This window comes from Actibacterium sp. MT2.3-13A (assembly GCF_018139985.1).
In the GTDB taxonomy this organism is placed as follows: Bacteria; Pseudomonadota; Alphaproteobacteria; order Rhodobacterales; family Rhodobacteraceae; genus JAGSOU01.
The window spans coordinates 377,384-390,456 of record NZ_JAGSOU010000001.1 but is presented as its reverse complement, the minus strand read 5'-3'; the positions used below and the strand labels follow the sequence as shown (position 1 = coordinate 390,456).

Annotated in this window: 11 protein-coding genes; 4 read left to right on the top strand and 7 right to left on the bottom strand. The window is 67.0% G+C overall.

Translation table 11 applies throughout. The annotated features are described in order from the left end of the window. Nucleotides 1–34 precede the first annotated feature (34 nt). From KCI33_RS01920 to KCI33_RS01895, 6 genes are all read right to left on the bottom strand, one after another. Nucleotides 35–1,318, bottom strand: coding sequence for an ABC transporter substrate-binding protein (locus KCI33_RS01920; protein ID WP_212523053.1), 1,284 nt, complete (start codon nucleotides 1,316–1,318; stop codon nucleotides 35–37). A 79-nt stretch (nucleotides 1,319–1,397) separates the two neighbouring features. Further along, the gene (locus tag KCI33_RS01915; protein ID WP_212523052.1) at nucleotides 1,398–2,474 is read right to left on the bottom strand and encodes a branched-chain amino acid ABC transporter permease; all 1,077 of its coding nucleotides are present in this window, start codon (nucleotides 2,472–2,474) and stop codon (nucleotides 1,398–1,400) included. 58 nt (nucleotides 2,475–2,532) lie between these two features. Next, nucleotides 2,533–2,715 carry a hypothetical protein gene (locus KCI33_RS01910; RefSeq protein WP_212523051.1) on the bottom strand — a complete coding sequence of 61 codons (183 nt, stop codon included), beginning with the start codon at nucleotides 2,713–2,715 and terminating at the stop codon, nucleotides 2,533–2,535. A 118-nt stretch (nucleotides 2,716–2,833) separates the two neighbouring features. After that, nucleotides 2,834–3,829: a branched-chain amino acid ABC transporter permease gene (locus tag KCI33_RS01905; protein ID WP_212523050.1), complete on the bottom strand. Its 996-nt coding sequence runs from the start codon at nucleotides 3,827–3,829 to the stop codon at nucleotides 2,834–2,836. Between the two features lie 101 nt (nucleotides 3,830–3,930). Next, nucleotides 3,931–4,749 (bottom strand): ABC transporter ATP-binding protein, encoded by an 819-nt coding sequence (locus tag KCI33_RS01900; protein ID WP_212523049.1) that lies wholly within the window; start codon nucleotides 4,747–4,749, stop codon nucleotides 3,931–3,933. Continuing rightward, complete coding sequence (locus KCI33_RS01895) at nucleotides 4,746–6,719, bottom strand: long-chain fatty acid--CoA ligase (protein WP_249138838.1); 1,974 nt, start codon at nucleotides 6,717–6,719, stop codon at nucleotides 4,746–4,748. The genes KCI33_RS01900 and KCI33_RS01895 overlap by 4 nt, the downstream gene beginning before the upstream one ends. Nucleotides 6,720–6,919: 200 nt before the next feature. On the opposite strand from KCI33_RS01895, the gene KCI33_RS01890 reads away from it, so the two are divergent. Together KCI33_RS01890 and KCI33_RS01885 are read left to right on the top strand one after the other, a co-directional pair. After that, nucleotides 6,920–8,845 carry a PAS-domain containing protein gene (locus KCI33_RS01890; protein ID WP_249138837.1) on the top strand — a complete coding sequence of 642 codons (1,926 nt, stop codon included), beginning with the start codon at nucleotides 6,920–6,922 and terminating at the stop codon, nucleotides 8,843–8,845. Beyond that, complete coding sequence (locus KCI33_RS01885) at nucleotides 8,842–9,543, top strand: response regulator transcription factor (protein WP_212523047.1); 702 nt, start codon at nucleotides 8,842–8,844, stop codon at nucleotides 9,541–9,543. The genes KCI33_RS01890 and KCI33_RS01885 overlap by 4 nt, the downstream gene beginning before the upstream one ends. A gap of 4 nt (nucleotides 9,544–9,547) precedes the next feature. Here KCI33_RS01885 and KCI33_RS01880 read toward each other — a convergent pair whose 3' ends face one another. Beyond that, nucleotides 9,548–10,741, bottom strand: coding sequence for a hydantoinase/carbamoylase family amidase (locus tag KCI33_RS01880; RefSeq protein ID WP_212523046.1), 1,194 nt, complete (start codon nucleotides 10,739–10,741; stop codon nucleotides 9,548–9,550). Between the two features lie 123 nt (nucleotides 10,742–10,864). Here KCI33_RS01880 and KCI33_RS01875 point away from each other — a divergent pair, with 123 nt between their 5' ends. Beyond that, nucleotides 10,865–11,926 carry a saccharopine dehydrogenase gene (locus KCI33_RS01875; RefSeq protein WP_212523045.1) on the top strand — a complete coding sequence of 354 codons (1,062 nt, stop codon included), beginning with the start codon at nucleotides 10,865–10,867 and terminating at the stop codon, nucleotides 11,924–11,926. A gap of 2 nt (nucleotides 11,927–11,928) precedes the next feature. Beyond that, the gene (locus tag KCI33_RS01870) at nucleotides 11,929–13,071 is read left to right on the top strand and encodes a saccharopine dehydrogenase family protein (protein ID WP_212523044.1); all 1,143 of its coding nucleotides are present in this window, start codon (nucleotides 11,929–11,931) and stop codon (nucleotides 13,069–13,071) included. Nucleotides 13,072–13,073: the final 2 nt, after the last annotated feature.

The window sequence follows — 13,073 nt, the reverse complement described above, 5'->3', positions numbered from 1 at the left end:
GGCCGCCGCCTGCGCCGCGGCCGGGGAAGGTGGCTCAGTTGCAGCCGGGGGTGATGCCGGCTTCCTTCGCGTAGGCCATCGAGTCCTCCTCGACGAGCGGCTGGATGACCTCCTGATCCGACTGCATGTAGTCGGTGATCAGCTTCCATTCGCCGGCCTTGGCATCCCACTGGGCCACGGCCGCATAGCCATCGCCGCCGTGGTTCTGGCAGCTCACCTTGAACTCGGGGCCGAAGCCGGGCAGGCCGAGTGCCTCCATCTTGGCATTGGTGATCTCGAGATTCTCCATGCCGGCCCGCAGCTGCTCGCGCGTGATCTGGCTGGTCCCCGCCATCTCCTGCGCGGTCTTGATCGCCTCGGCCGCCAGCATCGCGGCATACATGCCGCGGTTATAGAGCGCGGTGCCAAGCTGGTCGCCGGCGCCTGCCGCCTTGCCGGCATCGACCACATATTTCCGCAGATCGTCGTAAAGCGGGTAATCGTCGCCGAGGTTGTGGAAGGTCAGCGCCTTGTAGCCGTCGGCCGCCGCGCCCGCCGGTTTCACGTCATTCTCGGACCCCGACCACCAGATGCCGATGAAGTGATCCATCGGGTAACGGATGTTCACCGCTTCCTGGATCGCGACCTGGTTCATGACGCCCCAGCCCCACATGATGACGTAGTCGGGGCGCTCGCGGCGGATCTGCAGCCACTGGCTCTTCTGTTCCTGGCCGGGGTGGTCCACCGGCAGCAGGCTCAGCTGGTAGCCGTGCTTCTTGGCCAGCTCCTCCAGCGTGCGGATCGGCTCCTTACCGTAGGCGGAGTTGTGATAGACCAGCGCGATCTTCTTGCCGCTGATGTCGCCGCCCTCCTGGTCAAGGATATGCTTGATCGCGACCGAGGCGCCGTCCCAGTAGTTGGCCGGGTAGTTGAAGACCCAGCGGAACACCTCGCCGTTCTTGGCCGAGGTGCGGCCGTAGCCCAGCGTGTGCAGCGGAATGCCGTCCGCCGTCACCTTGGGGATCAGCTGATAGGTGATGCCGGTCGACAGCGGCTCATAGATCAGGGTGCTGTCGCTCTTGGTCGATTCGTAGCACTCAACACCCTTTTCGGTGTTGTAGCCGGTCTCGCATTCCGTGATCCGAACCAGTTCGCCGCCGATGCCGCCGTCACGTTCGTTCAGCAGCCGGAAATAGTCCTGATAGCCGTCGGCGAAGGGGATGCCGTTCGCCGCGTAGGGCCCCGTGCGGTAGCTGAGCGAGGGCACCACGAGCTCCGCGAGGGCGGGACCTGCCGCCATCACGGCGCTCAGCGCCAGGGTTGCCAGTGTCTTCTTCATCGGGTGTCTCCTCCCATGGTTTGTCCGATGTGCCGGGTTGGCCCGGTCGTTTGGTGAATGTTGAGGCCGCCGCCCGCCGCTAGTGCGGGAAGGGCCACAGCCTGAGTTTCTCCTTGCCGACGCGCCACAGCTGCGCCAACCCGTGCGGCTCGACGATCAGGAAGACCACGATCAGCGCACCGACGATCATCAGCTCGACATGCGCCGCCAGGTCGGTGGCCCAGCCGAGCCCCCCCACCAGCAGGTTCTTCAGGAACACCGGCAGCAGCACCAGGAAGGCCGCGCCCGCCAGCGAGCCGAAGATCGACCCCAGCCCGCCGATGATGATCATGAACAGCACCAGGAACGATTTCTGGATGCCGAAGGCCTCGCCCACCTCGACCGCGCCGAGATAGACCGAGAAGAACAGCGCCCCCGCGATGCCGACGAAGAAGGAGGACACGGCAAAGGCGGTCAGCTTCGCCTTCAGCGGGTTCACCCCGATGATCTCGGCGGCGATGTCCATGTCGCGGATCGCCATCCAGCTGCGCCCCACCGTGCCGCGCGTCAGGTTGCGCGCCACCCAGGCCACCGCGAACAGGAACACCAGGCAGATCATGTATTGCGCCCAGGCCTCGGTGTTGGGGCCGGTCACCGGCACGCCGAGGACGGTGCGCTCGGCCGCGTTGATCTGGCCAGAGGCCGAGTAGTTGTAGAACCACGGCACCTTGTTGAAGAGCCACACCAGGAAGAACTGCGCCGCCAGCGTCGCCACCGCCAGGTAGAAGCCCTTGATCCTCAGCGACGGCAAACCGAACAGCACGCCCACGCCGGCGGTGATCAGGCCCGCGCCCAGAACGTGAAAGACGATGTTGATGTCCGGGAAGGCGGTCATCAGCTTGTAGCAGGCATAGGCGCCCACCGCCATGAACCCGCCGGTGCCGAGCGAGACCTGCCCGCAATAGCCGGTCAGGATGTTCAGCCCGATCGCCGCAATGGCGTAGATCAGGAACGGCACGAGCACCGAGCTCGCCCAGTAGTCGTTGACGACAAGGGGGATCACCCCGAAGGCCACTGCCAGCACGACATAATAGCGCCAGCGGTCGAACTTGATCGGAAAGGTCTGGCTGTCGTCCGCATAGGACGTTTTGAAATCGCCGGCCTCACGGTAGAACATCAGCGCATCCCCTCTTGTTGCGGGCAGAAGCGCCCGGCAGGGGATGCGCCGATGTCGGTCAGCAGCCCCGTTTGATCCTGATCCAGGCGAAGCTGCCCATCGCGGCGCCCGCGGCCGCCAGCAGCACATCGGCCACCTGCAGCATCGGCGGCTCGGCGGCCGGCGCGCTCAGCGCCATCCAGCCGAAGACCAATGCGGCGGCCCACCCGATGGTGAACATGATCGAACAAGTTTTCATCATGGCCAGGATCCCTCCCCGATCCTTGCGCGGCCCCGATGGGCCGGGTTTGCTTTCCGGTCGCTCTGCCGGGGGCTCCCTTCCCCGCGGCAATGCGACGCATCCGATCAAACCCCATCATTCACACTCGCTCAATGATTTTTTCGCCGAACAGCCCCTGCGGGCGGAAGACCAGGAACAGCAGCGCCAGCACATAGGCGAACCAGTTCTCTGTCGCGCCTCCCACCATCGGGCCGATGGTAAACTCGAACAGCTTCTCGCCGACCCCGATGATCAGCCCGCCGACGATCGCCCCGGGGATCGAGGTGAAGCCGCCCAGCATCAGCACCGGCAGCGCCTTCAGCGCGATCAGGCTCAGCGAGAATTGCACCCCCGACTTCGCGCCCCACATGATGCCCGCGACCAGCGCCACGAAACCCGCGATCGACCAGACCAGCACCCAGATGAAGCGCAGGCTGATGCCCACCGACAGCGCCGCCTGATGGTCGTCGGCCACCGCGCGCAGCGCCCGGCCCTGTTTCGAATACTGGCTGAACAGCGTCAGTGAGATCACCAGCACCGCCGCGACCACCGCGGCCACCATGTCCAGCTTGTCGATGAAAAACCCGTAGAAGCCCTCGCCGCCCAGCCAGGCGGTGTTGTCCTCGACCCAGGCGCTCGCGCCCTGCGGCAGGCCGACATCCAGCGTCTTGATGTCCGAGCCCCACATGATGTCGCCGAAGCCTTCCATGAAATAGGCCAGGCCGATGGTCGCCATGAACAGGATGATCGGCTCCTGGTTGACCAGGTATTTCAGGATGAACCGCTCAATCACGATGGCCAGCAGCACCATCACCCCGATGGTCAGCACGATCGCCACGATGGCCGGCAGCTCCCACCCGAAATGGTGCACGTCGGTGCCGAAAACCGCGTTGATCAGGTGGGAAAAGGGGATCTGCCCCTGCTGCAGCCCCACCAGGGTCAGCGCCGCGAACAGTGCCAGCACGCCCTGGGCGTAGTTGAAGATGCCGGAGGCCTTGAAGATCAGCACGAAGCCCAGCGCCACCAGCGCATAGAGCACGCCGGCCATCAGGCCGTTGATCATCACCTCCATGGCATAGAGAATCTGGTCAGGCATGCGGGCCTCCCTCGTTGACGGTTGCGCGGGCGGCGGCTGCCGGTCCCATGCGGGTCATATGGAATTCATATGCGGGTGATATCGTCGGGATCCGTGTCAGATCAGTCATGGCTGACCCCCAGATAGGCGTCGATGACATCCTGGTTGTTGCGCACCTCGTCGGGCGTGCCATCACCAATCTTCTTGCCGTAATCCATCACCACCACCCGGTCGGAGAGGTCCATCACCACGCCCATGTCATGCTCGATCAGCGCGATGGTGGTGCCGAACTCGTCGTTCACGTCGAGGATGAAGCGCGACATGTCCTCCTTCTCCTCCACGTTCATGCCGGCCATCGGCTCGTCCAGCAGCAGCAGCTTGGGCTCGGCGGCCAGCGCCCGGCCCAGTTCCACCCGCTTCTGCAAGCCGTAGGGCAGGCGCCCGACGGGGGTCTTGCGGATGTGCTGGATTTCGAGGAAGTCGATGATCTTCTCGACCTTTTCGCGGTGCTCGTCCTCTTCGCGCTGGGCGCGGCCCCACCACAGCGCCTGCGCGGCCATGCCGGTCTTCATCATCGTCATGCGGCCGGTCATGATGTTGTCCAGCGTGCTCATCCCCTTGAACAGGGCGATGTTCTGGAAGGTGCGCGCGATGCCCTGCTGGGCGACCTGGTAGGGCTTCATCTGCGGGCGCCTCTCGCCGCGGAACCAGACCTCGCCCTCGGTGGGGATGTAGAAGCCCGAGATCACGTTCAGCATCGAGGATTTGCCGGCGCCGTTCGGCCCGATGATGGCGCGGATCTCGCCCTCGCGGATGTCGAAGCTGATGTCCTTGATCGCCACCACGCCGCCGAAGCGCAGGGTGATGTTCTTCATCTCCATCAGCGTGCCGCCGATCTTGCGGCCATCGGCGGTGGTGTAGCCTTGGCTCATGTCGTTCATTCCGCGGCCATCCTTCTGTGACGGGGCTCCTGCACGGCGGCGTCGCGCAGCTCCAGCGTCGCCTTGATCGACCCCTTGCGCCCGTCCTCGTAGGTCACCTCGGTCTCGGTCGAGATCCGGGTCGAACCGTCGTAGAGCGCGGCGATCAGATCGTGGAATTTCTCCTCGATGATCTTGCGGCGGACCTTGCGGGTGCGGGTCAGCTCGCCATCATCGGCGTCCAGCTCCTTGTGCAGCACCAGGAAGCGGTGGATCTGGCAGCCCGAGAGCATCTCGTCCTCGGCCACGGATCTGTTGACCTCCTCCACATGCTCCTGGATCGTGTCCAGCACGCGCGGGTGGCCGGCCAGCTCCTGGTAGGATGCATAGGCGATGTTGTTGCGCTCGGCCCAGTTGCCGACAGCGGTGAGGTCGATGTTGATGAAGGCGGTGCACATCTCGCGGCCGTTTCCGAAGACCACGGCCTCCAGGATGTCGGGATAGAATTTCAGCTTGTTCTCGACATATTTCGGCGCGAACAGGCTGCCATCGGCCATCTTGCCCACATCCTTGGCGCGGTCGATGATCCGCAGATGCCCGGTGTCGGGCTCGAAGAAGCCCGCGTCGCCAGTGGCCACCCAGCCCTCGGCATCCTTGGTCGAGGCGGTGCTCTCGGCGTTCTTATAATACTCGACGAACACGCCCGGCGAACGGTAGTAGACCTCGCCGTTCTCGCCGATCTTCACTTCGACGCCGGGGCTCGGCACGCCCACAGTGTCCGAGCGCACCTCGTGATCGGGCTGCTGGGTGATGAAAACGCTGGCCTCGGTCTGGCCGTAGAGCTGTTTGAGGTTGATCCCCAGCCCGCGGTAGAAATCGAAGATCTCGGGCCCGATCGCCTCGCCCGCGGTGTAGGCCACGCGGACGCGGCTGAGGCCCAGCGTGTTCTTAAGCGGGCCATAGACGAAAAGATTGCCCAGCGCGTAGCGGAGCTTGTCGATCGCGGCCACGGGCTTGCCGTCGAGGATCGCCGGGCCGACCTCCTGGGCGAGCTTCATGTAACGGTCGAACATCCGCTTCTTCAGCGGACTGGCATCCTCCATGCGGATCATGACGTTGGTCAGCATGGTCTCGAAGATGCGCGGGGGGGCGAAATAGTAGGTCGGGCCGATCTCGCGCAGATCGGTCATCATCGTCTCCGGCGATTCCGGGCAGTTCACGCAGAACCCGGTCCACATCGCTTGCCCGATCGAAAAGATGAAATCGCCCACCCAGGCCATCGGCAGATAGGCCAGCACCTCGTCGCTGTGTTTCAGGTGGTCGAACTCGGAGGAGTTCTTGGAGGTTTCGATGATGTTGCGGTTCGACAGCACCACGCCCTTGGGTTTGCCGGTGGTGCCCGAGGTGTAGAGCATCACGCAGGTGCTGTCATAGTCCAGCTCGGAAATCCGCCTGTCCAGCTCGCCGTCGAAGCGGGTATGGCCGGCGCGGCCCTCGGCCTGGACGTCGTGCAGCCAGTGCAGGTGCGAATGGTCGTATTTCCGCATCCCGCGCTTGTCGTTGTACATGACATGCTCGATCGAGTGCACCCGGTCCTGCACCTCGATCACCTTGTCGACCTGCTCCTGGTCGCCGCAGACGACGAAACGCGCGCCGCAATGCTCCAGCACATAGGCCATCTCTTCGGCGACCGCGTCCTGGTAGAGCGGGACGGGAATGGCGCCGCACATCTGCGCCGCGACCATCGCCCAGTAATGGGCGGGCCGGTTGCGGCCGATGATGGCGACGTAATCGCCACGCGCCATGCCCAGCGCGAGGAAGCCCTCGGCCATGGCGCGGATTTCCTCGGCGACCTCGATCCAGGTCCAGCTCTGCCAGATCCCGAATTCCTTTTCTCGGTAGGCGGGGCTTGCGCCGTGAACTCTCGCATTCCGCGCCAAGAGCGCGGGAATCGAGCACAGCTCGCCCGTGGGCGCTGTCTCTGATACCAAGTTTTCTCCTCCCTGCGTCGGTTTGCCCGACGACGCCGTTAGTTTTTTTCGATTCTGGCGCCCACATAGCGTGACCATTTCTCAGTGACGGTCAAATTTTTCCTGACTTTTTCTCAATCCTTACGAATCCTTACAGGGCCGGCAGCCTCTTTCCCGCCCGCCCCGCCGGTGCTAGCCCTTTGGGGGAGGGAGGATCGCGGATGCCATCGCCGGACAAAGACCGCGCCCGCATGACCGAGGCCGGGCTGAACCTGATCCAGCAGGCGCTGTCGATCTATGACAGCGATCTGCGGCTCGCGGTCTGCAACCGCCCCTTCCGTGACATGTTCAACCTACCGCAACACCTCGTCTCGCCCGGGGCGGGGTTCGAGGACACGATCCGATACCTGGTGAATTGCGGCGAATATGGCCCGGTGGAGGACGCCGAGGGTTTCGTCGCCGACCGCGTGCGCCAGGCCCGCGCCTTCGAGCCGCATTACATGGAGCGCACCCGCGCCAACGGCCGCACCATCTCGGTCGAGGGCAGCCCGCTGCCGCAGGGCGGCTGGGTCACCGTCTATACCGACATCACCGCGATCAAGCGGCAGGAGAGGCTGCTGCGCGCCCGCTCGGAGGAGTTGTCGGACCAGCTTCTCGCCCATGCCGAGCAGCTGGCCCAGACCAACCGCGAACTTGCCGCCACCAACGCCGCGCTGGAGGAGGCCAAGCGCCAGCTGACGGAGATGGAGGCGCGCACCCGCCTGGTCACCGAGATGATGCCGGCCCATATCGCCCATGTCGGGCCCGACGGGCACTACACCTATTCCAACCGGCGGCTGACCTCGGTCATGCCCACGCGGCCCTCCGACATCCACGGGCTGCATATCCGCGACGCGCTGGGCACGGAGGCCTATGGCAAGATCAAGCCGCATCTCGATGCCGCGATGGCAGGCAAGGCCAGCATCTTCGAGTTCGGGCACGAGGAAACCGGCCGGCGCATCCGCGCCGCCTTCACCCCCGACCCGGCCCCGGGCGGCGGGATCAACGGCGTCTACATCCTGTCGATGGACGTGACCAAGGAGACCCAGGCCCGCGCCGCCCTCGCCCAGACCGCCAAGCGCGAGCTGGCGGCGCAGCTGACCTCGGGCCTTGCCCATGATTTCGCGAACCTGCTGACCATCATCCTCGGCCTGCAGAGCCGGCTGTCGCGCATCGTGCCCCCCGGCGAGGCCGGCGAGCTGATCGCGGCCACCCAGGCGGCGGCGCATCGCGGCGGGGCGCTTCTGGACCGGATCGCCTCGATCTCCGGCCACCGCGAATTGCGCCCCGAGCCCACCGACCTGCGCGCCTTCCTGTCCGGCCTGCACGTCCTGGCCGAGCCCTCGCTGCCCGAGGGCGTGACGCTGGAGTTGCGGGTGGGGGATTTCCCCGGACCGCTGATGCTGGACGCCGGGGGCTTGCAGGATTCGCTGCTGAACCTGATCTTCAACGCCCGTGACGCGATCGGACCGGGCCCCGGACGGATCACGCTCAGCGCCGAGGCTCAGGGCGACACCTGGGTGGAGCTGCGCGTCGCCGACACCGGCCCCGGCTTTTCCGAAACCGCGCTGGAACACGCGCTCGACCCGTTCTTCACCACAAAGGGGGAGGAGGGCTCGGGGCTGGGCCTGTCGATGGTCTACGACCTGACCAAGCTGTCGGGGGGGCGGGTGAGCCTGGCCAATACCGGCGCCGGCGCCGAGGTCACGCTGCGCCTGCCGCTGCGCCGCGCCGAGGCCGCCGCCGCGCCCCAGCTCGTCCTGCTGGTCGAGGATTCGCCCGACCTGCGCGAGACCGTGCGCGAGATGCTGACCCGGCTGGGCCACAACGTGATCGAGGCCGCGAGCGCCGACGAGGCCGAGGCGCTGGCCGCCCTGCCCGGCATCGGGCTGATCCTGTCGGACATCAACCTCGGCGGTGAACGCAGCGGGCACGACCTGCTGGAGGCGCTCCGCGCCAGGGGGCACCCGGCGGCGATGCGGCTGATGACCTCGCTGCCGCCCGGCGACGCGCGCCGCCGCGCCGCCGCCGCACGTTTCCCGCTGATCTCCAAACCCTTCACCGAGGCCGCGCTGGCCGGGTTCCTGAACACGGAGGCCGCCGCATGAGTGCGCCCATGATCGCCATCCTCGACGACGAGCCGCAGATCCGCCAAATGCTGTCCGAGGCGCTGGGCGAGGCTGGCTTCCGCACCGCCACCTTCGCCCGCGCCACCGAATTCGAGGCCGCGCTGTCGCGCATGGCGCCCGATGTCTGCCTCGTCGATCTCGGCCTGCCCGACCGCGACGGGCTGGCGCTGGTGCACCGGCTGGCGCTGGAATCGGGGGCGGCGATCATCATCATCTCGGGGCGCGCGCAGGTGCAGGACCGGGTGACGGGGCTGGAACTGGGCGCCGACGACTACATCATCAAGCCCTTCGACCCGGCCGAGGTGGTGGCCCGCGTCCGCGCCCGCCTGCGCAAGGGGCGCGAGGCGCCGCATGCGGCCTTGACCGCCCGGTTCAACGGCTGGGCCGCGCATTTCGACCGCTATGTGCTGGAATCGCCCGACGGGCGCGAGGTGCCGTTCTCGCATGCCGAGGGCGAGGTGCTGCGGCTGTTCCTCGACAGCCCGAAGCGCCTGATCTCACGCCAGCAGATGCAGGAGAGCCTCGGCGGCGTCGCCGGCGAAAGCTTTGACCGGGCGATGGATGTGCGCATCTCGCGGCTGCGCACCAAGCTGGACGAGGATCCGAAGAACCCGCGCCTGATCAAGACGATCTACGGCGCGGGATATATCTTTCTCGGTGACGTGAGCTGGTCCTGACCGCTCAGCCCAGCCGCGCCACCGCCTCGGCCAGAACCTTCACCCCGGCCACCAAATCGGCCTCGGCGGTGTCCTCGTCGAAATTGTGGCTGATGCCGTTGATCGAAGGCACGAACAGCATCGCCGCGGGCAGGCGCGCGGAGACGTTGGTGGCGTCGTGCAGCGCGCCCGACTGTATGTGGCGCCAGCGCCCCGGCGCCAGCGCTTCTGCGGCCTCGGTCAGCGCCGATTGCAGGCGCGCGTCCATCTGCACCGGCTCCAGCCCCAGCATCGGGCCGTAGCTGAGCGTCAGGCCGCGCTCCCCGGCCACGGCCTGGGCGGTGTCGCGGATGATCTCTTCCATCCGCGCCAGCCTCGCGGCCTCGCCATCGCGCCACTGCATCGAAAAGGTCGCCCGCCCCGGCACGATGGACGAGGCGTTGGGATAGAGGCTGACATGGCCGATGGTCCAGACCGTCTGCGGCGTGACCACATCGGCCAGCCGGGCGTTCAGCCGCTCAGAGAAGGCGCAGAGCCCCTGGAAGGCGTCGCGCCGCACCGCCATCGGCGTGGTGCCGGCGTGGTTGTGCTGGCCTTCGAAGGTAACCCGCATGTCGCGGATGCCGACGATGTTGCTGACCACGCCCACGGCCTCACCCGCGTCGTCCAGCACCGGGCCCTGCTCGATATGCATCTCGATGAAGCCGGTGAAACGCTCGGGCGGGATGAAATCGCCGGTCACCATACCGGCCATCCGCGCCCGCGCCTCGGCAAAACTTGTGCCCGCGGAATCGGTCAGCTTGTCCGCCTCGGCGAGCGGCAGCCCCCCGGCCCAGACATTGGAGCCGGTGGTCACGCCGAACCGTCCCTCCTCGTCCTGGAACGACACCACCGACACCGCCGGACCGCCCGCCGCGCGCGCGGCGCGCGCGACCTCGAGCGCGGCGATCACGCCCAGCGCGCCGTCGAGCCATCCGCCCTCGGGCTGGCTGTCGGAATGCGAGCCGAGCAGCAGGCTCGGCCCCTCGGCGAGGCCGAAGAGGTTGCCCACCGGGTCCACATGCGGGGTCAGGCCGGCCTCTTCCATGCGGTCTGCCAGCCAGCGCCGCGCCGCGATGTCGGGCTCGGAATAGGCGGGGCGCACCACGCCCCTTCCCTGCGCGCCAAAGCGGCGCAGCGCGTGCAGATCGGCGAGAAAACGGTCGGGATCTGGGGTCATGGCGCGGCCTTTCCTGTTGTTTCCCAAGCGATAGCGCCCGGCGCGACGCGGCTCAATCCCCTGTCCGCATTGGCAAGCGGGCGGTGAATGGCCTAGGACTGGGGCAGGCTGCAGGAGACACGCATGACACATCTCTGGGTCCGGGCAGAGCAGCGCCCGCACGAGGAACGCGTGGGGCTGACCCCCGAAGGCGCGAAGGCGCTGATCGGCAAGGGCATCCGGGTCAGCGTCGAGGACAGCGCGGCGCGCGCGATCCCGATCGGCGGCTACGCCGAGGCGGGCTGCGAGATCGTGGCCGAGAATTCCTGGCCCGAGGCGCCCGGTGACGCGATCATCTTCGGGCTGAAGGAACTGCCGGCCGACGGCACGCCGCTCAGTCACCGCCACATCATGTTCGGCCATGCCTTCAAGGGGCAGCATTCGGGCAAGGCGCTGTTGCAGCGGTTCAAGGCCGGCGGCGGCGCAATCTACGACCTCGAATATCTGGTGGACGAGGCCGGGCGCCGCGTGGCGGCCTTCGGCTATTGGGCGGGCTACGCGGGGGCTGCTGTCACGCTGAAGGCCTGGGCGGCCCAAGGCCGCGGCGAGACCTGCGGCCCGGTGGGCGTCTACGCGGGCAAGGAGGATCTGCTGGAGGATCTGGCGGGCGAACTGGCCCCCATCGGCCGACGGCCCGATGCCATCGTGATCGGCGCGCTGGGGCGGGTCGGCACCGGCGCGGCCGACCTCTGCGCGGCGTTGGGGATCGAGGTGACCAAATGGGACATGGCCGAGACCGCCCATGGCGGCCCCTTCCCAGAGATCCTCGACCACGACCTGTTCTTCAACTGCATCCTCGCGCGGCCCGGCACGCCAGTCTTCGTGCCGCGCGCGGCGCGGGTGGCCAGGCGCCGGCTGACCGCGATCGGCGACATCGCCTGCGACCCCGACAGCGACTACAACCCGGTCCCGGTCTATGACCGCGCCACCAGCTGGGAGGCGCCTGTGGTCCGCGCGCATGACGACCCGCCGCTCGACGTTATGGCGATCGACAACCTGCCGTCGCTGCTGCCGGTGGAAAGCTCTCGGGACTACGCCGCGCAACTGCTGCCCGCGCTGATGACGCTGGACGCGCTGAACCACGGCGTCTGGGGCCGCGCCAAGGCGGAATTCGACCGGCATATTCGGAACACAGAGGGAGGATGAGGATGACGATTCACTGGTGCGGCACCGGCCTTTCGGCCATTCCCGGCCTGCGGCGGCTGATCGAGGCGGGCCATGAGGTAACGGTCTGGAACCGGACGGCGGAGAAGGCGCAGCAGGCCGTGGGCGACCTGACCGACCGCATCCGCGCCTTTGACATCGACGCTCTGGAGGCCGATCTGCAAAAGGGTGACGTCATCGTCTCCATGCTGCCCGCGGACTGGCACGTTCCGCTGGCGAAACTCGCCATCGCGAAGGGCGCGCATTTCGTCTCGTCGAGCTACATCGCGCCGGAGATGCGGGCACTCGACAGCGCGGCGCGCGGGGCCGGCGTGGCGCTGGTCAACGAGGTCGGGCTCGATCCCGGGATCGACCATGTGATGGCGCATTGGCTGATGGCCGATTACCGCGACTCGGGCGCGCATCATCCAGACAACGAGTTCGAATTCATCTCATACTGCGGCGGGGTGCCGAAGATCCCCAACGCCTTCCGCTACAAGTTCAGCTGGTCGCCGCTGGGCGTGCTCAAGGCGCTGCGCTCCCCCTCGCGGTCGATCCGCGGCTTCACCGAACTGGAGGTCGCCCGGCCTTGGGACGCGCTGCGGAGCTATATCGCGCCGCTGCCCCAGCCCGAGAGCTTCGAGGTCTATCCGAACCGCGACTCGCTCCCCTTCATGGCGGAATACGGGTTCGCGCCGGGCTGGCGCGTGCGCGAATTCGTACGCGGAACGTTGCGCCTCAACGGCTGGGCCGAGGCATGGGCGAACGTGTTCGACGAGATCGAGACGCTGGAGGGCGCGGCCGGCGAGGCGCGGCTGAAGGAGATGTCGGACCAGTTCTGGGCCGAGAATGCCTATGACGAGGGCGAACCCGACCGCGTGGTCCTCTGCGTCGCGCTGAAGGTCAGCCGCGCGGGCCAGCCAGTCTATCACAAGACCTATGTCATGGACGCCTGGGGCGATGCGCGCGGCACGGCGATGGCGCGGCTGGTCTCGGTGCCGGTGTCGCTGGCCGTCGAGGCGGTGCTGAACCGCGAGATCCGCCCCGGCGTCAGCGCCGCGCCCAGCGACCCGAAACTGGTCGCCCGCTGGATGGAGACAGTGGACAGGCTGGCCCAGCACCTGCAGGTGGTGGACCACCTGGCCTGAGG